Raw genomic sequence first — 22,033 nt, 5'->3', positions numbered from 1 at the left:
AATTACAGCCAATAGAAGTATTCGCTGTAATTTATTTTTTGTGTATGCTTTATATTATAAATCAAATTTAATTCCCAATGTAAATTTTGGTTGGTAGTATTCCATTTGTTTTACGCGATTACTCACGCCTTGGTAGTATCTCAACGGTTGATTCGTCAGGTTATTTGCTTCGGCAAATATGCGCATATACTTGGTAATTTTGTAAGATGCATTAGCATCTAAGAACAATTGTTTGTCGTAATAGCTATCTTCAAAACTATCTCCGCCTAAGGCATCCAAGTAATCAGATGAATAGTTCAATGAGATACGCGCAGAAAAGCGCTCATTTTCCCACGATAGTGATCCGTTAAACATATGAGGAGCTGATCCTGGCAATTCCATGTTTTTTCGCACTTCCCCATCGGCATTGGTAATTCCCTTTGCTTCTGAATGTGTATAGGTATAGTTTACATAAACGCCCAACCCTTTAAAGAATTTTCCAGGGATGAAATCAAGTTGTCTTTGAAAAGCCACCTCAACACCAAAGAGATTCACTTGATCTCCATTGCGCTGTTGGGTAAACTTCCACTTATCTCCTGCTTTGATTGGATTTACTTGGTCAGGGAAAGTCGTCTCAAAGTTTTCTCTGGTAAACGAATCTGAGTGATAGGTGTAAATAAAGTCATTTAAGTTTTTGTAAAATACGCCTGCAGAGAACATCCCTACCGATTCGAAATACTTTTCTGCCATTAGATCGAAGTTATAGGCATAGGTTGCTTTTAGATCTGGATTTCCAGCAGCCACCATATTATCTTGAGAGATCACGCTAATATAAGGGGCTAATGCATAATAATCAGGTCTTGCTAAGGCGGTCGTAAAAGCTGCTCTATAAATCCAATCCTGATCCGTGGTGTATTTAAAGGTCAAACTTGGCATGACGTTGGTATAGCTGTTGGTGTTGTTTACCTCCCCTACTAAATCGCTTTCATCTACGATGTGATTTCCGGTATAATCAATACTTGTATGCTCTACACGTGCACCAACAATCATCGACAGTTTTTCGTTGAAATCTTGATCCCAACGGATATAACCTGCGTAGATTTTTTCTTTGGCTTTGTAATTCAAGGCTAGATATTCTTCTGGTTTAGCTTCTTTTTCAAATAAAGTCGCATTGTTCAAATCTAATCCTCCTAGGTATTCCTTGGTTGCAAAATACCCTGGCACATACTTACTACCTGGTTGAAACTTAGCTCCATCGTAGTAATTGTGAGGTACTTCCGATAGGTTTCCAATCGAATTAGGTTCCATTGGCGTATACTCGTAGAACATATTATCGCGTTCTTTGTCTTTTAAGCGCAAGCGACCACCAAAGCGCAAGCGTCCTTTTTGATCTTCAATTACAGAAAACGGAATTCTAAAATTCAATTTTGCTCCAAACTCACTGTCTTTTGTAAAATTGTGGTTTTCTGTTAGCTTTCTAAAGCTGAAGTTTTCTGGTGTATCTTTAGCAGCTGTGATTAAAGGATAATCTCCGTTAGACAAGTCCTCTACCATAGCTACTTTTTTGTTTTGGAAGTCCAAGTAGCGCTCTCCTGGACGATCTTCGGATGCACGGGAATAGTTCACGGACCAATCCATATCTAAGTTACTCGACCACAAATGCTCTCCACTCAACGCATAGTGCTGTACGCGTTGGTCTTCTAATCGCGTATTCTTATTGCGGCTGTTGTCAATTCCCCCTTTTGTTTCTCTGCGGATATCTCCTTTGTATCCCACAATATTGTTTTCCGCATCGTATTCGGGTGTAATACTTCTATAACGCACACGGTATCTGTTTTCTCTATCATCTCTCCAGTTGTACATCGCACTGGCATAAATCGTGTGGTTGTCGTTAATTTTGTAGTCAAAAGCTCCGGAAAAACTGCGACGCACGCGTTGAACATCGTATTTTCTGATGTCGTACTCACTGATGTACACATTGCCGTGTTCATCTTGACTCCAAACGGCTTCTACGTTGTCCGATCCAAAGTTATTGCTGTTGTACGATCCGCTTACTATCATTCCCAATTTAGAATCTAAGAAACGATTGCCATAAACAAAACTACCAATGTAGTTGCCTTTCTCACGGATAGGATTATATCCTCCTGCAACGGTAGCAGAAATGCGCTCTCCATAAGGGGATGCACGGGTAATTAAATCAACAGATCCTCCAATAGCATCTGCATCCATATCGGGAGTTAGGGTTTTATTTACTTCTACAGAAGAAATCATATCTGACGGAATTAAATCCATCTGTACGTTTCGATTATCTCCTTCTGCTGATGGAATGCGATCTCCATTTAGGGTTACGGAATTTAAACTAGCTGCTAATCCGCGAATCACGATGTTACGGGCTTCTCCTTGGTCATTCTGCATGGTGATTCCCGGTACGCGTTTTAACGCATCTCCAATATTGGAATCGGGAAAACGCCCCACTTGATCGGCTGAAATAACATTAGTTACATTGGCGTTGTTCTTCTGTTGGTTTAACGCCTTAGCCTGTCCTTTCAAACGGTCTCCAATGATAACAATCCCTTCTAAGGTTTGAATATCAGTAGACAAACTCAAATTGACTACGGTATTTTGTCCTGCAACTACCTCAACCTCTTGTTCAATTGGTGCATACCCCATATAACTAACCGATAAGGTATACGCACCCCCTGGTATATTTAAAAATTCAAAGTAACCATTGGTATTGCTAATCGTGTATTGTTTTCCATCATTCAACAATACAGCTGCGCCGGGAAGTGAGCTCATATCTGTAGCATCAATTACGCGTCCGGACACAATACCGTGTTTTTTATCCCCTTGCTGCGCGTGTAAGGTCCAGGCCAAACAAAGAGTGAAAAAGAATAAGAAGTACTTTACTTTCATAATCATAATCTTGAATAGTTTTGAACAAACTTAATCCACCCCCTATGAAAGGGCGTTTCTATATTGTTATGATTGTGTTTTGGTTTTGCTTCTTATGTTAAGAATGGGTTGCTCTTTGCTCGTTGCTCGTTGCTCGTTGCTCGTTGCTCTTTGCTCGTTGCTCTTTGCTCTTTGTTCGTTGCTCTTTGCTCGTCGTTCGTTGCTCTTTGCTCGTTGTTCGTTGTTCGTCGCTCGTTGTAAAGCACAATTATCTTACAAATGAAGAAACTAAACAATTCGTGCAAATTACAAACCGCGCAAACCGCGCAAAAAACAAACCGCGCAAAAAACAAATCGTAGCGTAGCGTAGATTCATCGAACACCAAAACAAAATATAAACCAGGTGAGATAAACCGCACAGATTTCTTTGCTCGTTGCTCGTTGCTCGTTGTTCGTTGTAAAGCACAATTATCTTACAAATGAAGAAACTAAACAAATCGTGCAAATCGTGCAAATTACAAACCGCGCTAATCGTAGATTCATCGAACACCAAAACAAAATATAAACTAGGTGAGATAAACCGCGCTAATCGTAGATTCATCGAACACCAAAACAAAATATAAGCTCGGTGAGATAAACCATACAGATTTCGTCGCTCGTTGTTCGTTGTAAAGCACAATTATCTTACAAACGAAGAGACAGTAAACAAAAAAAGAGGTTACGCTTGGCATAACCTCTTTTTATTTCGTAAAATCAAATTTTACATTTGACTTTCTTCTAACTGCTGTTTTTTAGCTTTCTTCTCTTTTAAAAACTCAATTGTTCCTCCAGTTGCCCAGTAGCAAGCGAATCCAATCAAGAATATTAAAAGCCAAAACGCCATTGTAATAACGGTCATGGCAACGATGAAACCTAAATACTGTTGAAATTCAAACATTTTATTCCGGATTTTTTTTGTATACGTCCCAAATATACATCCTTTTCTTGATTTGACAATAGCCCTCATTTTATTTTACCCCTTCTTTAGAATCAAACTAAATAATTCAGTATCTTTAAGGTAATTTTAAATACAAATCACATCATGGACTATAGAATAGAAAAAGACACCTTAGGTGAAGTACAAGTACCCAAAGACAACTATTGGGGAGCACAAACGGAGCGTTCAAGAAACAATTTCAAAATTGGCCCTGAAGGATCCATGCCTCATGAAATTATTGAGGCTTTTGCTTATTTGAAAAAGGCTGCGGCATATGCTAACTTCGATTTAGGTGTATTAAACCAAGAAAAAAGGGATGCAATTGCTCAAGTATGTGATGAAATTATTGCAGGTAAACTAGACGATCAGTTTCCGTTGGTTATTTGGCAAACGGGATCGGGAACTCAATCCAATATGAATGTCAATGAAGTCATTGCCAATCGCGCACAGGTTTTAGCTGGGTTTGCTATTGGAGAAGGAGAACCCGTACTCAAAGCCAATGACGATGTCAACAAATCCCAATCGTCTAACGATACGTATCCAACCGCAATGCATATTGCGGCCTATAAAGCGGTTGTTGAATCTACCATTCCTGGGGTTACCCAACTAAAAAACACCTTGGCTGCTAAGGCAAAAGCGTATAAAGATGTCGTTAAAATTGGACGTACGCACTTAATGGACGCCACACCTCTAACGTTAGGACAAGAGATTTCGGGCTATGTTGCTCAATTAGAACACGGATTAAAAGCGTTAAACAATACCTTAGCTCACCTTGCTGAATTGGCTTTGGGGGGTACGGCTGTAGGAACGGGATTAAACACCCCAACCAACTACGACGTAGTCGTTGCTAAACACATAGCTGATTTTACAAAACTGCCTTTTGTTACGGCTCCAAATAAATTTGAAGCACTTGCTGCTCATGATGCTATCGTAGAAACGCATGGTGCCTTAAAACAACTAGCGGTATCTCTATACAAAATCGCCAATGACATTCGCATGTTAGCTTCAGGTCCGCGTTCGGGAATTGGTGAGATTATCATTCCTGCCAATGAACCTGGTTCGTCTATTATGCCAGGAAAAGTGAATCCAACGCAATGTGAAGCCTTAACCATGGTAGCCGCTCAAGTATTAGGAAATGATGTAACCATCTCCTTTAGTGGTACACAAGGACAATATGAATTGAACGTATTCAAACCTGTAATGGCAGCTAATTTTATTCAATCGGCAAAACTAATCGGTGATGCTTGTGTTTCTTTTGATGAACACTGTGCACAGGGAATTGAACCCAACCACAAACGCATTCAAGAACTCGTAGACAACTCCTTGATGTTAGTTACGGCACTCAATACAAAAATTGGCTACTATAAAGCCGCTGAAATCGCTCAAACCGCACATGAAAATGGAACTACACTAAAAGAAGAAGCCGTTCGATTGGGCTATGTTACTCCTGAAGACTTTGACCTTTGGGTAGATCCGAAAAAGATGATTGGTGAGTAGTGAGTGGACACTATCAAACCGGACGAACCTCACAACGAGCAAACCGCGCATTATTAGTGATGAGACAATGAGAAGGAAATTATCTGAATAAATATTCCATCAAACCAGGCGAACCTCACAACGAGCGATCCCCGCATTTTCAAATACAAGCAGTGGTAGAAGAATCTACCACTGCTTTTTTTATCGTCAACTTCTAAAACCTATTTCGTATAAAAAAGAAAAACTTTTCCCCAAAGTCATTCAAATTACAACTAAAACAAGTGATTACAAGCTAAGCTTTTGGATTTTGGAATAAAATGTGTTGTAGTACTTGTATTCCTAAATATTAACGCACAAGCATCTAAAAATATTTTGCCCGTTTGGCAAGGTGGTGGTATTGGAAACAACCATAACGCTGTTAATAGCGTAGGACACCTAACCTAAGCGGGCTTATTCCTAATTATTAACAATAAGAGTACAAAACCCCACACCCAAGTACGATCAACTGATCAGTACAATGCAACGCTTTTACAAGAGCTCGTTGATCTCCACACCAACTTTACCTCTTATGCACAAAGTATCAATGAACTGTTTTACTACTATGTGCAACATTGTACAGACAAAGGAGAAGATCTCTTTTTGGACGCATCGGATGTACAGCGCATCCTGAAAGTAGTCAACCTGTTGCAACAATTGAAAGAACCTGTGCAGTAAAGAAACTTACCTAATAAAATCAAAAAAGCAGTAACGAATCCTTCGCTACTGCTTTTGTTGTACATAATACTTTTTCTGTTTCAATTTCTAAAAATCCTTTGCCTTAAGAAATATCACTCATAAACATTAATCCACTAATATACATTCTGATATATCAAAATCTCCTTTAATGAAATATTTTTAAAATCAAGATTATTTTATTAAATAATCCGCTCCTCTATCATCATAAATATTTAAAATAATCTTTAAATTGAAATTGAAAAAATACACTGTGACATTTAGATATGGATCTAACCCTATTTCGTAATTCAAATGATGTCTTATCAGTTCTTTAAGTCTGAAATCTGAAATCTACAGAGGGCAATCATACAATCTTCCTTTTCTTCAATTAAGATACAATCTAAAGTCGATAATTGTTTATCATTCTTATCCCAAAAGGAAATTCGTGCCAAGATTTCATTTTCTCCAAAAAGATTTTCTATTAACGCCCAAGCTTCATTTAAAATACCCTCTATATTATTACTTTTAAAATTTATTCGTTTTACATTAGGTAAATTATGGAGTGTTAAATAAGATTTTACTCCAAAAACTTCAATCATTTTCTTGTCATACTCTACTAGGATCATTCTTTAAAATTTTTAAATTTGAATCAGCTGTTCCAATTCTTTGCAATCGTTTTCCACTAACTTTAAAAACCTTCCAAACTCCTCCATTATGAGAATCAACATCTCTTGAATAATAATATTTTCCCTTTTTATAAACATCTTGTCCATGTGATTTGCCAAAATCTTTTACTAATTAAAAACCTTTAGGTAAATTATCTATTGATTTAATTGCATTTGCTGAATTCACAATACCTTTTTTCGCCAATACACTCAATGCTATACCTGCTACAGGACTACCTGTGAGTTCAGCTAATTCACCAAAGAAAAACTCTTTTAATCCAAAAATATCAAATGCACCTCCTATAGGTGTAGCTTGCCCAGTAGCCATTCTAAGTCTACGAATTCCAAACTCTCTCAGTGGTAAATCAGATGCTGCTCCAACTTTTTCCCAGAATCTTAATTCCACATCTTTAATCTCTAGTATATTTCCATCTTCATCATATCGGATATCCATGACATCTCCATCATTACCATTGATTTTATTACCCTCTTGATCATAACCATTATCCAGTGCCATATGCAACACATAATTCAAACCACTGGTAATCAACCCTTGGCGCATGCCTTGCCAAAAATCACCGCATGATATAGTGGAAGAAATACCGCATGATAAACCACCACTGGCTATCAATATTGCTTTGGTTTGACTAAGTTACACAAAAAAAGCAGGGCAGCTATGCTTGCTGTCCCCTAACAATTTCGTATAAAAAAGAAAAACTTTTCCCCAAAGTCATTCACATTACAACTAAAACAAGTGATTACAAACCAAGCTAGTTAGTTTTGGAATAATATGTGTTGTAGTAGTTGTATTCCTATATTACAACAATCTATTGCTAAAAAGACTTTGCTCATATAATACGATGGCAGTATTGGAAACAACTGTAAATGCTGTTGTAAGCGTTAGGACATCTAAGTTGTATGAGCTTTATCCTTCCTAAATTACAACAATATGAGTACAAAACCCCACACCCAAGTACGATCAACTGATCAGTACAATGCAACGCTTTTACAAGAGCTCGTTGACCTCCACACCAACTTTACCTCTTATGCACAAAGTATTAATGAACTGTTTTACTACTATGTACAACACTGTACAGAAAAAGGAGAAGATCTCTTTTTGGATGCATCGGATGTACACCGCATCCTGCAAGTAGTCAACCTCTTGCAACAATTAAAAGAGCCTATGCAGTAAAGTGATCTAACTGATAGAATGAAAAAAAGCAGTAACGAATGCTTCGCTACTGCTTTTGTTATCTTAAAATTAAATTAATTACTTTGAATAGAAAAAACGATCGTCAACACCGTTCCCTTCATGATCAAGAACATATACATATTCACCAATTTCTTCTCCTTTTTTATCTTGAAGTGAAAGAAACACTTCAATCGTATATTCAATTGTATTTTCATGAAACCAAAAAAGCTCAATTGCTTTATTTACCATTTTGATATCGGTAAAACAAATTCCAAGATCGTTTATGAGTTCCTCTTCTACATATTTATTATCAGGAATATTTATTAAATATAGGAACCCATCACGTGCTTCTTCATAAAGTTTTAGCATTTCTTCTGCACTAGACATCTTAAAAAAATTTCTATTATTCATCCTTTCTATTACTAAAAGTCTATTTTTGTATTAATCGTAAATTTCAAAAAAATAAAATTCATTATTTATATAATTTCCTTCCATATCTTCAAAGTATTTAAACTCCGCTAACAAAATGTCATTTTTTCCTAAAAAATAAATAGTCACACAAACTTTATAAACTTTATAATCTAGTTCAGACCAAATTAAAGTTATTCGCGAATTTTTAAAATGTATTTCATCGATATTAGCCAAGTATTTAGAATCTATTTCTTGTATTATTTTCTCAAAATTAACTGGCAGTTTTATCCAATTGTCAATAAAATTCTGAGCCTTTGCATACAAAATTCTCATCTCTTCTATATTCATCTATTTATTTTTTTTATTTGTCATAGGTATTTCAAAAAATATATATCCATTCGCATTCGCGTTACCATAAATACGAAGGTCTTTAGATTTTTCACCCATCATCTTCAACTTGTAAGCGTAACCTGTTTGCTGTGCCTCTGATGCTGTTAATCATATAATTCCTGAATGTCCTTTAGGAGGGACTACACCTTTAGCAATAGCTATTGATATGTCTTTCTGAACTGTTTTATCATAGGACTTATACACTGATCTCTTAACCCAACCTGTTGCTCCTTTTACAGGTGTAGAAAACTTGTTTACAGGAATTACTCCTATCACTGCCCATGAAAAATCTACACCACTCATTGGATTACCACTTAAATCAGCTCCAGTAAATAATCCATAAACAAGATCTAAGGCTGACTTAGTAGGCAACCAATCATTTATATTATCAACAACCCTATAAGTTAAATCTAATGCATCACCACTACCATCACCCCCATACAATTTTCCTTCACTATTTCGGCCTTTGGGTTTATCTTGTTCCAAACCATCCGACCCCATATGCATCAAGTGATTCAATCCACTGGTAACCAATCCTTGTCGCATGCCTTGCCAAAAATAACCGCCTGCTATGGTAGAAGAAATAACGCTAGATAAACCGCCACCCGCGATCAATATTGCTTTGGTTTGACTAAGTTACACAAAAAAAGCAGGGCAGCTATCCTTATTGTCCGCTGACAATTTCGTATAAAAAAGAAAAACTTATCTCTAAAGTCATTCACATTACAACTAAAACAAGCCATTACAAGCCAAGCTAGTTAGTTTTGGAATAAAATGTGTAGTAACATTTGTATTCCTAAACAATAACATCATGACTCTAAAAAATAGTTCACCCGTTTGGTAAGGTGACAGTATTGGAAACAACTGTAACGCTGTTATTGGCGTAGGACACCTAATCTAGACGGGTTTCTATACTCCTAAACAATAACAATATGAGTACAAAACCCCACACCCAAGTACGATCAACTGATCAGTACAATCTAGTTCTATTAGAAGAACTCGTTGACCTCCACACCAACTTTACCTCTTATGCACAAAGTATCAATGAACTGTTTTACTACTATGTGCAACACTGCACAGACAAAGGAGAAGATCTCTTTTTGGACACATCGGATGTACACCGCATCCTACAAGTAGTCACCTTGTTGCAACGATTGAAAGAGCCTGTGCAGTAAGTTAACTTAGCTAATAAAATCAAAAAAGCAGTAACGAATAGTTCGCTACTGCTTTTGTTTATATTTTATTTTTTATTAATGAGAAAGATGCTCTACATCTTCGGGTTTGTGTTTGTATTTGAAAATAATCGCGAATAAGATAGTCACAACTAAAGAGAACAACGCAAAAATAATCCACGAATGTCTCCATCCTTCCACTTGCAATAGCAAATCATCTTGACTATACACATAGTGATTCACTACGGCTTGAGCTAAGAACATTCCGATGGTTGCACCAAAACCATTGGTCATCATCATGAATACCCCTTGAGCAGAAGAGCGAATGTCTTCACTCGTTTCATTGTCGACATATAAAGACCCTGATACGTTGAAAAAATCGAAAGCAATTCCGTACACAATCATCGACAAGATAAACATCCAAACACCACTTCCTGGATCACCTAATCCGAATAAACCGAAACGCAACACCCAAGCGACCATCGACATTAGCATAACCACTTTAATTCCAAAGCGTTTTAAGAAGAACGGAATTAACAAAATACACAGGGTTTCTGAGATTTGCGAAAGAGAGATTAGCGCATTGGCATTACTCGCTCCCCAGGTATCTGCATATTCAGGAATATTTTTAAAGGTCGTGATAAACGGGTTGGCATAGCCGTTGGTAATTTGAAGAGATACCCCTAATAACATAGAGAAAATGAAGAAAACAGCCATTTTCTTTTGTTTGAATAATGCAAAAGCCTTCAATCCAAAAGCATCGGCAAGGGTTCGTTTTTCTCCTGATTTATTTACTGGACAATGAGGTAAAGAGAAGCTGTATAAAAACAGGACTACTCCTAAAAATCCAGAGACGTAAAACTGGTGATAATCTTGTTGAAAACTGACAAAGTCAGAGCTGCTACTAAAGTTAAAACCAAGGCTATCACCGGTATAACCAAAGAAGTTTACAAAGAGCATGGCGATGATAAAACCGATGGTCCCAAAGGTACGAATGGGAGGAAAGGCTTTTATGACATCCAGCTGATTTTGTTTAAGCACCGTATAGGCGGTGGAGTTAGACAGGGCAATGGTCGGCATAAAGAAAGCCACACTAATGCTGTATAACGTAAAGATGGTTGCAAAATCTACATTGCTTCCTGACACATAGCCGTAGTATCCGGTTGCGAACATAAAAATAGCCGCTAATAAGTGGTTGATTCCCAACAAGCGTTGCACGGGAATCCAACGATCTGCCACGATCCCCATAATAGCAGGCATAAATATTGACACAATTCCTTGCATCGCATAAAACGAACCGATTTTAGGTCCTAAGCCTATAGAACCTAAATAGTTTCCCATAGACGTTAGATATGCTCCCCAAACGGCAAATTCGAGGAAATTCATACCCGTTAGTTTCAATTTTACATTCATAGTTTTATCTTGTAAGTGGTAGAAATACGCCTATAGATAATAAGATGATCTAAGGACGAATTTCCACAGATCATATTAAATTCTCTCTTTTACTAATTGTAGGATTAGGTCAAACTGTTCTTCTCGCGATAAGTTTGAGTTATCGACTTCTACAGCATCATCGGCTTTTACTAAAGGCGAGTCTTGGCGAGAAGTGTCGATTTGATCGCGTTCTATTACGTTGTGCAAGACGTCTTCATATACCACCTTACTATCTTTCGCTTGTAATTCTTTGAAGCGACGTTGGGCGCGAATTTCTGGAGAAGCAGTCATGAAAATTTTCAATTCTGCATCGGGAAAAACAACAGTTCCAATATCTCGACCATCCATTACAACGCCTTTTGATTTACCGAGGATTTGTTGTTGTTCGACTAATTTTTTTCTCACTTCTGAAACGGCAGCAATTTGGCTTACAAACTGAGAAACCTCCAAGGTACGGATGAGTTCTTCGACATTTTCTTGGTTGAGATAGATATCGGCATATCCTTTGGCTACATTGTATTCAAAGTGTAGATCGAAGGTGTCTAATAGCTCTACTAACCTTGCTTGATCAAAGTTTTTGGCAGAGATTAGACCTTTGCGCATGGCAAAAAGCGTCACGGCGCGATACATGGCACCCGTATCAATATAGATATAACCTAATGATTTGGCTAGTGCTTTGGCTAACGTACTTTTTCCTGTCGAGGAAAAACCGTCAATCGCTATAGTTATCTTTTTCAAATTTGAAAAATTTACAATTAATTCATATCAAAACGAACACCAAACATACTTGTGTTTGCTGCCGAGGTTTGGCGTGCATAAGAATAGTCGAATTTAAAGCGTTTGAGTTGTAAACCCACGCCCGCAGTTATCCCTGCGAAATGTCGATTGTCGACAATGCGCAATTCCTCTCCTTTTCGGAAGTTATAGCCCAAACGGACTTGAAACTTCTTTTGTGGAAAGAGTTCTACTCCAACAATGAAATGTCGTAGTGCATTATTAAAGAAACTGACCTTTTCTTCTTTGAATTCTTCGTCTATAGACGTAGTGCCCCTATTGGGGTTTGAAAAGGACAAATCCCATTGTTGTAAATTATCTATTGTAATGTGCCAGCGCAAAGGTACGTTTTCTAATTCTTTCGAAACAGAAATTGCGACATCTAATGGCAATTTTTCTCGATAATCGGCATAGGTTTTTAGCTGAGCCCCCATATTTCGAATGGTGAAGGCAAAATCCCACTTGCCAATTTCATCTTTATACAGCACCCCTAAGTCAATTGCTGCCCCAATAGATTGATAGGATTCCAACGAGGAAAAAACGAATTTGACATTTGCTCCTATATACCAATCGGATTGCTCAATTTGATAGGACGAACCCGCAGTGAGCGCAACTTCATTACCGTGAAAGTTTCCGGTATAAGTCCCAAACTCATCATAGCCTTCCATATCCCCATAGTTGATGAAATTCACTCCTACGAATAGATTTCGCTTGGATCGAAAGGTTTTGGTATAGCCCAAAGAACCGTAGTTAGCCACGCCATACACCCGACTAAAACTCGCATCTACCTGGTTAGCCATCGATTCATTTATACTCGCAGGATTCCAAAATACTTGACTGACGCTGTTAGAAGAAGCAAAGTTTTTTCCTCCAAGTGCTGCCTGCACAGGCGAAGAGGGTAAATTCAAAAACTGATAGGTATAATCAGCCCCCACTTGGCTATAGTTTTTATGCGATAGCAAGCAGAGTATGGTGACTCCCATCCACAATAATGAATTCCTCATGAGCAATTGATATTACGTCGCTAATATATTACATTTTCAAAAACAATGCTAAAAAAGGATATATTGCCGGCGGACTTCTGCTTGTCTTTTTTTTAGTTGCATACGATGTATCGATTTTACCCCAAAAAAAAAGCAGTAGTACATTTTATTATACTACTGCTCTTTTGTTTATTTTAGGAAAATGACCGTTCGTTTTATGCTTTTTCTACGGTGAATTTCTTTGCTTTCTTCACCTTTTCATCTAGTAAGGCAATTTTCAATACTTCATCCATGCGATCCACATAATGGAAAGTCAATCCTTTGATATAGTCCTCTTTAATCTCTTCAATATCTTTTCTATTGTCTTTACACAAGATAATTTCTTTGATATTGGCGCGTTTTGCCGCTAGAATCTTTTCTTTAATTCCCCCTACTGGCAATACTTTACCTCTCAAGGTAATTTCTCCTGTCATAGCTAAGTTTTTCTTTACTTTGCGCTGTGTAAAGGAGGATACCATAGACGTTAACATGGTAATACCTGCACTTGGTCCATCTTTGGGTGTAGCCCCTTCTGGCACGTGAATATGGATTTTATAGTGGTCAAATACATCGGAGGAAATTCCCCATTCATCTGCATGTGCTTTGATGTACTCTAAGGCGATGGTTGCTGATTCTTTCATTACCGTACCTAAATTACCCGTAATACTCAGTCCCCCTTTGCCTTTAGAGACAATGGATTCAATATATAAAATATCTCCTCCAACACTCGTCCAAGCTAAACCGGTTACCACACCAGCTACGTCGTTATTTTCGTATTTATCCGCTTCAAATCGAGGCGTTCCTAGTATTTTTTGGATATCTTCTTCAGTTACCTTAGGATTAAATTCTTCTTCCATTACAATGCTTTTGGCAATGCCTCTAGCCACATGCGCTAGTTGTTTATTCAATCCACGTACGCCAGACTCGCGCGTATAATGAGTGACAATAAACTCCATTTGCTTTTTGCCAATCACCAAATCTTTTGCTGTTAAACCGTGCTCTTCCAATTGTTTAGGCAACAAATACTGTCTTCCGATTTCCACTTTTTCTTCAATCGTATAACCTGTCATCTCAATGATTTCCATACGGTCTCTCAAGGCAGGTTGAATCGTAGACAAGCTGTTAGAGGTAGCGATAAACATCACTTTAGACAAGTCGTATCCCATTTCGAGGAAGTTGTCGTAGAAGTCGCTGTTTTGTTCTGGATCGAGCACCTCTAACAAAGCAGATGATGGATCTCCATTGTTGCTTACCGACAATTTGTCAATCTCATCGAGCAAGAATACAGGGTTTGACGTTCCTGCTTTTTTCAAACTTTGGATGATACGCCCTGGCATTGCGCCAATATAGGTTTTACGGTGTCCTCTAATTTCTGCTTCGTCTCGCAATCCTCCTAAAGAAATGCGTACATATTCTCTACCTAACGCTTTGGCAATAGACTTTCCAATAGAAGTCTTTCCAACACCTGGAGGTCCGTATAAACACAAAATAGGAGCTTTTAAATCATTGCGCAGTTTTAAAACGGCCATGTGTTCAATTACTCTTTTCTTAACATCTTCAATGCCATAGTGATCTTTATCTAGAATTTTTTGAGATCGCTTGAGATCAAACTTATCTTCAGAATATTTTTGCCAAGGTAGCTCTAACAAAAGCTCTAAGTAATTGCGTTGAATACCAAATTCAGCCACCTGAGGATTCATGCGTTGCCATTTCATCAATTCCTTTTCAAAACGCTCACGCACCTCTTTGGTCCATTTTTTCTCCTTGGCTTTTTTGCGCATTTCTTCAAATTCCTCTTCATTGGAAAATCCACCCAATTCTTCTTGAATGGTTTTCATTTGCTGATGTAGGAAATACTCCTTTTGTTGCTGATCTAAGTCAATACGCACCTTGGATTGAATCGTGTTTTTCAACTGTAACTTTTGCAGTTCCACATTCATCAAACGCAAGGTTTCGTAAGCACGAGCTTTTAAATCATTGATGCGCAACAATTGCTGTTTGTCTTCTACCGTTAAGTTTAGGTTGGAAGACACAAAGTTGATCAAGAACGAATTGCTCTCGATATTCTTCACGGCAAAAGAAGCCTCTGTAGGGATATTTGGATTTTCTCTTATGATTTCAACAGCGAGTTCTTTGATCGAATCTACAACAGCTAAGAATTCTTGATCATCCGCTTGTGGTCGTATTTCATCACATTCTTTTACGCTTGCCGTTAGGTAAGGTTTCTCACTAACAAGTTCTACAATTTCAAAGCGCTTTTTTCCTTGTAGAATAACGGTAACGTTTCCATCAGGTAGTTTCAACACCTTAATGATACGCGCCACAGTACCTTGGTGGTGAATATCTTGTATACTAGGATCTTCTGTATCTTCGTTTAGTTGAGCAACAACTCCAATGCTTTTGCCTTTTTTATTTGCTGCTTCAATCAATTTGATCGACTTATCTCTTCCCGCTGTAATTGGAATAACAACGCCAGGAAATAAAACCATATTACGCAAAGGCAAAATCGGCAATTCTACTGGGAGTTCTTCGTTATTCATTTCCTCTTCGTCTTCTTGACTTAACAAAGGAATGAATTCAGAATCACCATCTAAGAAATCATCAAGCATCAAATTATCTAATGTTATTATTTTTTGGTTTGCCATATTATAAATATCACGTCATTTTGTCAGTAACCCCAATTTCACTATTGACTACAAAAACCATAAGTCTCTAGTAATCAGCAAAAGTAGCTACATATTAGTTTCATACTACACTAGTAGTTCAATCTTTATGCCATAAAAAAACCTTGCTTTATGCAAGGTCTTCTGTCAGTTATTTATCGCTATTGGATTACAATTCAATCGGTCCTCCACCTTCACCTGGTCCAGGGCCAGGTCCTGGCGTTACCACTTCTTTTAACGAAATATCAGCGCTAAAGTCGCCAAAATTTAAAGTCAGCACACGTCCGTCTTTTGATTTTAACTTAAATGTAAATTTACCCTTATAGGTAGCGCGATTAGGGATACCTGGTAATGTTCCTATTTGTTCTATTTTCAACACACTTTCGGCTAAGCTTTGATCTTCTGCATTCGAAAAGTACTTCACTCCATTTTCAGAAATGTACTCTACTTGTACTTGATCGTACTTATAGTTACCTACAGCAGCTTCTTTTGGGAAGCTAAACTTAATCGCTCTTTTGCGCATCGGTTTACTTTCAGCTGCGATAACTACTCTACCGTCAACAACATCTCCTTTGGCATCTGAGACAACCATTAAATCATTAATATCGTTGCCATTCAAGCTCGCATATACGAATCCGTATTCGCTAATTAAACCTATTCTTTTATATGGTATATTTTTAAACTCTCCTGAAACGGTAAACGTTCTCATTCCACTTTGATTCAGCGGTGAAGGCACCATTGCACTACTAAATGTTCCACTTACGAGCATGGACTCTTTATCAATCTTAGAGATTTTAATCATTCCATTATTTCGTCTAGGATCATTTGGATCTAAGGAACTAAAAGTGTCATAGGTAACCTCTCCAGTGCGCAACATATATTCAATCACGTTTAAATTGGTTGGAAAATTCCCTTCTTGGAATCGCAATAAAGTAAATCCAAATATGTGATTTCCCCCTTCAATATCATCCATTAGTAAACGAAACTCTCCGTTTGCATCTAAGGTAGCTATAAACTTTTCCGTTTCAATACGCGTTGTATCTGGCAAAGTTAGGGAAACATAAGTAGGTCCTTTATATGAAGGGTCGCTAGAAAAATCGTTATCATCTGAACTACTACAAGATGACAACAAACCTCCTCCGATTGTCAACAAACTTAAACCAATTAATATTGAATAAAATTTCTTCATGATTTTACATTCTAATTACAATTCCAAATATATAGATTTTAATATATTTTAAAACTTTTTTAACAAAAAAAAATTAACATAAACCGCCCTTTCTACTTCTTCTTCTCTTTTACACGCAATAACAGAAAAAAACCAACGATAAAAAATAAAATAAGGAATAAAATCGCATTTTGCATTTTCCCTGTTATATCGCTAATTAAACCGTAGACAAACATCCCTAGGACGATTCCTATTTTTTCTGTTACGTCATAAAAACTAAAAAACGATGTTGTGTCTGTTGTTTGGGGCAATAACTTAGCATAGGTAGAACGAGAGAGCGATTGTATTCCCCCCATTACTAATCCGACAAAAGCGGCTGCGATGTAAAACTCGTTGGGCGTGATAATCGTATAAGCATAGATGCAGATAAAAACCCACAGTACATTTAGCACACATAGGGTATAAATATTGCCTATGCGCTTAGACAAGCTTGAAGTAGCAAAAGCCCCAACAATAGCGATTAATTGGATTAACATAATACTCAGTATTAACCCCATACTGCGTTGTTGATCATCGGCCCATGCTATTTCTTTTTCACCAAAAAAGGCGGCGATGATCATTACGGTTTGCACGGCCATACTATAAACAAAAAAGGCAGCCAAATAGCGTTTTAAAACGGTGTGTTCTCCAAGGATACCCCACACTTTTTTCAACTCTTTAAAACCTTTGAAGAAAATACCGCTAGTCAGTTTTTTGTCGTTTTTAAAGTCTGGGAGTTTGCGAAAGGTAATTTGACTAAAGGCAATCCACCAAACTCCTACTAATATAAAGGAAGCGCGCATGGCTTGTGTTGCATCTTCAAAGCCCAACTTTTCGGCATTCATCACCAAGCCAAGATTTAGAATCAGCAAGAGTACACTCCCAATATACCCTAGGGCATATCCTTTGGCACTAATGCGATCTTGTTGTTCTTCGAAAGCGATATCAGGCAAATAGGAATTATAAAAAACTAAACTGCCCCAAAAGCCAATTAAGCCCATCATATAGATAAACAAGCTCAAACCAAAATAATCTAAACTAAAGAAATACAGCAGCATACAAGATACAGCTCCAATACCGCAAAAAAGCTTCATAAAAAACTTTTTTGTACCGAGATAATCTGCGATTCCCGACAATAAAGGGGAAATAAAGGCAATGATTAAAAAACCAATAGCTGTAACATAGCTGATAATACTTTCGCTATTCATTTCAATTCCAAAAAAGGAATAGCGATCAATTTCTCTTGCTCGAAACAACATTCCGTAATACAGAGGAAAGATAGAAGAAGATATAACTAGGGCATAAACTGAATTAGCCCAATCGTAAAAGGCCCAAGCATTTAATAGCTTAGGATTCCCTTTTTCAAAATTTTTCATGCTACAATCTAAATAATCCACTAAAATAGAAAAAAGCAATCGGTGTCGATTGCTTTTTCTTATTTATTTTAAAAGGTTACGCCAAATTTAGCGGCTTCTGCTTTTGCAGCTGGGATCAGCTTTTTCAAATCGTCAATGCGCTGTTGATTTGACGGGTGCGTACTAGTAAAGGACGATCCTCCTCCTCCCCCGCTATTGGCCGCCATACGACTCCAAAAAGCAACAGCTTCCTCGGGATTGTAGCCTGCAATAGCCATTAAGGTCAGCCCTATCTTATCCGCTTCACTTTCATTGCTTCTGCTAAAAGGCAACATTACACCGTACTGGCTTCCTAAACCAAAAGCCATACCTAACGCTTGTTTGGTTGATTCTTTACTCCCTGAAGTAGCGACATCCAACCCCATGGCAGCCGCTTGTTGTAACATAGCGGCACTTACGCGTTGCTGCCCGTGATTCGCCAAAGCGTGTGATACCTCGTGCCCCATTACCGTAGCAATACCCGCATCCGTTTTGCAAATTGGCAAAATTCCAGTAAAAAATACAATCTTACCTCCTGGCATACACCATGCATTCACCTCTTTATCATCGACCAAATTGTACTCCCATCGGTAATCATCTAAATACTTCGGATACCCATTAGCCGTTAACCACTTTTCTGCGGCAATGCGAATTTTGTTGCCAATATCCTCAATGCGCTTTGCATCTGCCGTCCCTTTAATGACTTTGTGTTCCTTCAAAAAATCGTTATACTGCTGAAAAGACGACGGAAACAACGAAGCATCCGAAACAAATGCCATGGTGCTTTTTCCACTAAACGGGTTTGTCTTACACCCAGTTAACAAAAGGATTACCCCCAAGGATAGTGCTATTTTTCTCATATTTTTTTTATTCAAAATTAAAATTATTCTCTTAGGTTTCACTGCGTTTTACTTTTTGTTTTTTTAGGGATGTATTTTTTACTTCTTCCCTCTTTTTGATCTAGTAATCAAGTTTTCATAAGAAAAAACTATAATTTACACAGAAAGCCAAGCAAAAACAAAAGTAAAAAACACCCGATAATCAGCCAACAAAAAAACGGGAGTGCTGAAGTAAACAATATCTTTTTAATATTTTGTACTTTTGTTTGAAATGCTTTTCACTAATGCAAGACAATTCTAAAAAGGTAAAACGCTCATTAGAAGTACCTAAATCAATCATATGGACCGGGAAGTTTTTACAATTTTTTTCCCAATCTTTAGCGGCAAAATTTGCGCAGAATCTCTTTATTACACCGATTAAATTCAAAACCCCAAAGAGGGAAAAAGAGATGCTGACCAAGAGCAAGAAAAATAAGTTGTTTGTACCAGCAATCAAAAAAGACATTGTGGTATACGAATACGGCATCAATAAAAAAGCCAATAAAAAAGCGCTTTTAATTCATGGTTGGAACGGACGAGGCACCCAATTGGTTACCATTGCCAATATTTTAATTCGTCAAGGCTATGACATTGTCAGTTTTGATGCACCTGGTCATGGTTTTGCGCCAAAAACGAAAACAAATTTGACGGAGTTTATTGCTTCTGCCTTTGAAATCGAAAAACAATTTGGTGCATTTGACCTCATTGTCGGGCATTCTTTAGGGGGCATGACAACGATGAATGCCTTGCGCGACGGGCTACAAGCCAAACAAGCAGTCATTATTGGCAGTGGAGACGTGGTAGAAGACGTCATTGAAGATTTTGTCAAGCAAATTCAACTCAAACCCCAAATTGCCGATATAATTAAAAAGCGCTTTGAAAAACAATTTAACCGCACAATGGATAGTTACTGCGTCCACAAAGCAGCAGAAGCCATCCATATTCCCTTGTTGATTATACACGATGAGGACGATATAGATGTTCCAATCAAAGCGGCTTACCAAATTAAGAAACACGCGCCAAACAGTCAGTTGATGGTAACAACTGGACTAGGACACCGCAAAGTATTAGGTGATAAAAAAGTAATTGAACGCATTCGCGATTTCACACAAGAAACCCATTAATACCACAGAAAAATGAAAAAAGACAAACATACCACAGCAGAAGAATGGAAGGAAATACTAACCCCTGAAGAATTCTACGTTCTGAGAGAAAAAGGAACAGAGCGCCCTTTTACAGGCGAATACAATGATTTTTATGAAGCAGGACACTATGTCTGTGCGGGTTGCGGTCAGGTTTTGTTTGATTCAACCACCAAATTCAATTCGCATTGTGGTTGGCCTTCGTTTGACCAAGCAATAGAGGGTAGCGTAACTTATATTAAAGATTTATCTCATGGCATGGTCCGCGTAGAAGTAGTTTGTTCGAATTGTCAGGGACATTTAGGCCATGTTTTTCCCGATGGTCCACAAGATACAACGGGACACCGTTATTGCATCAACTCCATTTCAATTAAACATCAAAAATAAAGGAATTCCTAGGTTCAAAATAAGGGGTTCCTTATTTTGAACTAATACAATAGTTGTACTTCTTTTAGGGCAAAGGATACCATAGCCTCCTCTTCAGTTTCCACCACTAATTTACCGTGGCGGGTAACATCGCGTATAATACCGTTAAACCGCTTTCCTTCCGGTATTTCAAAGACAGAAACTACATCTTTTCGAAATAGACAAGCTTTGTACTTTTCCCATAAAACGTCTACATCACCTGCTTCTAACACGGCAAATCCAGTGGCCAATTCACTCAGAATTGACTGCAGCAGCTCTTCTTTGTTGATCACCCCTCCTGTTAATATACCTAGCGAACTCGCTTTGCTCATTTTCGGAAAATGTTGTTGATTACCGTTGATTCCAATTCCAACAATCGAACATACATTACCCTGCGATTTGAGAATGTTTTCGATCAATATGCCACCAATTTTCTTATTACAAGACAAAATGTCATTTGGCCATTTGACAAAAAATGGCAGATTATACATTTTTTTTAAAGCGTGAATAACAGCCAAAGCAACCATAACATTAAGATCAAAAATACCTTGCATCGACACAGGAGTTGTTTTCAACAACACACTAAAGGTCAGGTTACTACCCGCTTCAGATAGCCAATCCGACCCGCGCTGCCCCCTACCTGCAAATTGATTTTCAGTCACAACCGTGGTGAAATTTTCTAAATCACAAGTTGTTAACAAATTCTTTAAATAGGTATTTGTAGATGCAGTGGCATCGAGTTTGATAATATTCATATAAAATTATTGTAGTCTAATCAGAAGCGATTCACTATATTTGAACCCAAAATTAGGAAACATATTTTTGTTAACTTGAAGAAATTTAGATAAAATCAATAAATGACAAACAAAACTATCAACAACGACGAATTGATTGCTAATATTATCAAAGGAATTGAAGCTGTAAAGGGGGAAAACACAACAATTTTAGATTTACGAGAAATAGATAACACACCTTGTGATTACTTCATTATATGTGATGGGAACTCTAATACACAGGTCAATGCGATCGCGGGTTCTGTCCAAAAAATTGTATCAAAAGAATTACACGACAAACCTTGGCATGTTGAAGGCGAGATAAATGCTGAGTGGATATTGATGGACTACATTAATGTTGTAGTACACGTATTCCAAAAATCAATTCGCGAATTCTACAACTTAGAAAGTTTGTGGGGAGACGCAAAGATTACGACTATCAACAGCCAATATTAAACTTAAAATTTATTCTTC

Annotated in this window: 22 protein-coding genes and 1 pseudogene; 6 read left to right on the top strand and 17 right to left on the bottom strand. The window is 37.6% G+C overall.

What is annotated here, in order from left to right; all coding sequences use genetic code 11:
* Window positions 1-54: 54 nt before the first annotated feature.
* The 3 genes from H4K35_RS02070 to H4K35_RS02060 form a co-directional block, all read right to left on the bottom strand.
* Complete coding sequence (locus H4K35_RS02070) at window positions 55-2,892, bottom strand: TonB-dependent receptor (protein WP_182625802.1); 2,838 nt, start codon at window positions 2,890-2,892, stop codon at window positions 55-57.
* Window positions 2,893-2,984: 92 nt separating this feature from the next.
* Window positions 2,985-3,137 carry a hypothetical protein gene (locus H4K35_RS02065; protein WP_182625718.1) on the bottom strand — a complete coding sequence of 51 codons (153 nt, stop codon included), beginning with the start codon at window positions 3,135-3,137 and terminating at the stop codon, window positions 2,985-2,987.
* A gap of 494 nt (window positions 3,138-3,631) precedes the next feature.
* Window positions 3,632-3,808: a hypothetical protein gene (locus H4K35_RS02060; protein ID WP_182625717.1), complete on the bottom strand. Its 177-nt coding sequence runs from the start codon at window positions 3,806-3,808 to the stop codon at window positions 3,632-3,634.
* Window positions 3,809-3,952: 144 nt separating this feature from the next.
* Here H4K35_RS02060 and fumC point away from each other — a divergent pair, with 144 nt between their 5' ends.
* Entirely contained in the window at window positions 3,953-5,344 is a 1,392-nt protein-coding gene (fumC, locus tag H4K35_RS02055) for a class II fumarate hydratase (protein ID WP_182625716.1), read from the top strand.
* A 1,016-nt stretch (window positions 5,345-6,360) separates the two neighbouring features.
* On the opposite strand, the gene H4K35_RS02045 is transcribed toward fumC, so the two are convergent.
* The 3 genes and pseudogenes from H4K35_RS02045 to H4K35_RS02035 all read right to left on the bottom strand — a co-directional run bounded on the left by H4K35_RS02045 (window position 6,361) and on the right by H4K35_RS02035 (window position 7,333).
* The gene (locus H4K35_RS02045) at window positions 6,361-6,663 is read right to left on the bottom strand and encodes a hypothetical protein (RefSeq protein WP_255492333.1); all 303 of its coding nucleotides are present in this window, start codon (window positions 6,661-6,663) and stop codon (window positions 6,361-6,363) included.
* Window positions 6,644-6,808, bottom strand: a pseudogene (locus tag H4K35_RS15875) (toxin C-terminal domain-containing protein); the annotation flags it as partial. The gene H4K35_RS02045 and the pseudogene H4K35_RS15875, both read right to left, overlap by 20 nt.
* A 27-nt stretch (window positions 6,809-6,835) precedes the next feature.
* Window positions 6,836-7,333, bottom strand: coding sequence for a hypothetical protein (locus tag H4K35_RS02035; RefSeq protein WP_182625715.1), 498 nt, complete (start codon window positions 7,331-7,333; stop codon window positions 6,836-6,838).
* Window positions 7,334-7,651: 318 nt separating this feature from the next.
* On the opposite strand from H4K35_RS02035, the gene H4K35_RS02030 reads away from it, so the two are divergent.
* Window positions 7,652-7,894 carry a hypothetical protein gene (locus H4K35_RS02030; RefSeq protein ID WP_182625714.1) on the top strand — a complete coding sequence of 81 codons (243 nt, stop codon included), beginning with the start codon at window positions 7,652-7,654 and terminating at the stop codon, window positions 7,892-7,894.
* 78 nt (window positions 7,895-7,972) lie between these two features.
* Here H4K35_RS02030 and H4K35_RS02025 read toward each other — a convergent pair whose 3' ends face one another.
* The 3 genes from H4K35_RS02025 to H4K35_RS02015 form a co-directional block, all read right to left on the bottom strand.
* Entirely contained in the window at window positions 7,973-8,281 is a 309-nt protein-coding gene (locus tag H4K35_RS02025) for a hypothetical protein (RefSeq protein WP_182625713.1), read from the bottom strand.
* Between the two features lie 54 nt (window positions 8,282-8,335).
* Window positions 8,336-8,653, bottom strand: coding sequence for a hypothetical protein (locus H4K35_RS02020; protein WP_182625712.1), 318 nt, complete (start codon window positions 8,651-8,653; stop codon window positions 8,336-8,338).
* 150 nt (window positions 8,654-8,803) lie between these two features.
* Window positions 8,804-9,310, bottom strand: coding sequence for a hypothetical protein (locus H4K35_RS02015; protein ID WP_182625711.1), 507 nt, complete (start codon window positions 9,308-9,310; stop codon window positions 8,804-8,806).
* Between the two features lie 317 nt (window positions 9,311-9,627).
* On the opposite strand from H4K35_RS02015, the gene H4K35_RS02010 reads away from it, so the two are divergent.
* The gene (locus H4K35_RS02010) at window positions 9,628-9,870 is read left to right on the top strand and encodes a hypothetical protein (RefSeq protein WP_182625710.1); all 243 of its coding nucleotides are present in this window, start codon (window positions 9,628-9,630) and stop codon (window positions 9,868-9,870) included.
* 75 nt (window positions 9,871-9,945) lie between these two features.
* On the opposite strand, the gene H4K35_RS02005 is transcribed toward H4K35_RS02010, so the two are convergent.
* The 7 genes from H4K35_RS02005 to H4K35_RS01975 all read right to left on the bottom strand — a co-directional run bounded on the left by H4K35_RS02005 (window position 9,946) and on the right by H4K35_RS01975 (window position 19,221).
* Window positions 9,946-11,280 (bottom strand): MFS transporter, encoded by a 1,335-nt coding sequence (locus H4K35_RS02005; protein WP_182625709.1) that lies wholly within the window; start codon window positions 11,278-11,280, stop codon window positions 9,946-9,948.
* 75 nt (window positions 11,281-11,355) lie between these two features.
* A complete protein-coding gene (cmk, locus tag H4K35_RS02000) occupies window positions 11,356-12,039 on the bottom strand; it encodes a (d)CMP kinase (RefSeq protein ID WP_182625708.1) in 684 nt (227 codons plus the stop codon).
* 17 nt (window positions 12,040-12,056) lie between these two features.
* Window positions 12,057-13,079 carry a type IX secretion system protein PorQ gene (porQ, locus tag H4K35_RS01995; RefSeq protein ID WP_182625707.1) on the bottom strand — a complete coding sequence of 341 codons (1,023 nt, stop codon included), beginning with the start codon at window positions 13,077-13,079 and terminating at the stop codon, window positions 12,057-12,059.
* A gap of 194 nt (window positions 13,080-13,273) precedes the next feature.
* Window positions 13,274-15,742, bottom strand: a complete 2,469-nt coding sequence (gene lon / locus H4K35_RS01990) for an endopeptidase La (RefSeq protein ID WP_182625706.1) — start codon at window positions 15,740-15,742, stop codon at window positions 13,274-13,276.
* A gap of 187 nt (window positions 15,743-15,929) precedes the next feature.
* Window positions 15,930-16,949, bottom strand: a complete 1,020-nt coding sequence (locus H4K35_RS01985; RefSeq protein WP_182625705.1) for a hypothetical protein — start codon at window positions 16,947-16,949, stop codon at window positions 15,930-15,932.
* Between the two features lie 92 nt (window positions 16,950-17,041).
* On the bottom strand, window positions 17,042-18,343 hold the full coding sequence (locus H4K35_RS01980) for an MFS transporter (protein WP_182625704.1): 1,302 nt from the start codon (window positions 18,341-18,343) through the stop codon (window positions 17,042-17,044).
* 68 nt (window positions 18,344-18,411) lie between these two features.
* The gene (locus H4K35_RS01975) at window positions 18,412-19,221 is read right to left on the bottom strand and encodes a M48 family metalloprotease (protein ID WP_182625703.1); all 810 of its coding nucleotides are present in this window, start codon (window positions 19,219-19,221) and stop codon (window positions 18,412-18,414) included.
* Between the two features lie 263 nt (window positions 19,222-19,484).
* On the opposite strand from H4K35_RS01975, the gene H4K35_RS01970 reads away from it, so the two are divergent.
* Together H4K35_RS01970 and msrB are read left to right on the top strand one after the other, a co-directional pair.
* Window positions 19,485-20,363, top strand: coding sequence for an alpha/beta hydrolase (locus H4K35_RS01970; protein WP_182625702.1), 879 nt, complete (start codon window positions 19,485-19,487; stop codon window positions 20,361-20,363).
* Between the two features lie 12 nt (window positions 20,364-20,375).
* Window positions 20,376-20,768 carry a peptide-methionine (R)-S-oxide reductase MsrB gene (gene msrB / locus H4K35_RS01965; protein WP_182625701.1) on the top strand — a complete coding sequence of 131 codons (393 nt, stop codon included), beginning with the start codon at window positions 20,376-20,378 and terminating at the stop codon, window positions 20,766-20,768.
* Between the two features lie 41 nt (window positions 20,769-20,809).
* Here the strand turns inward: msrB and H4K35_RS01960 are convergent, their stop codons facing one another.
* Entirely contained in the window at window positions 20,810-21,541 is a 732-nt protein-coding gene (locus H4K35_RS01960) for a biotin--[acetyl-CoA-carboxylase] ligase (protein WP_182625700.1), read from the bottom strand.
* A 102-nt stretch (window positions 21,542-21,643) separates the two neighbouring features.
* Here H4K35_RS01960 and rsfS point away from each other — a divergent pair, with 102 nt between their 5' ends.
* Window positions 21,644-22,015 carry a ribosome silencing factor gene (gene rsfS, locus H4K35_RS01955; RefSeq protein WP_182625699.1) on the top strand — a complete coding sequence of 124 codons (372 nt, stop codon included), beginning with the start codon at window positions 21,644-21,646 and terminating at the stop codon, window positions 22,013-22,015.
* Window positions 22,016-22,033: the final 18 nt, after the last annotated feature.

The sequence above is a fragment of the Myroides sp. NP-2 genome (genome assembly GCF_014145665.1).
GTDB lineage: Bacteria > Bacteroidota > Bacteroidia > Flavobacteriales > Flavobacteriaceae > Flavobacterium.
This window is presented reverse-complemented; position numbering and strand designations above follow the sequence as displayed.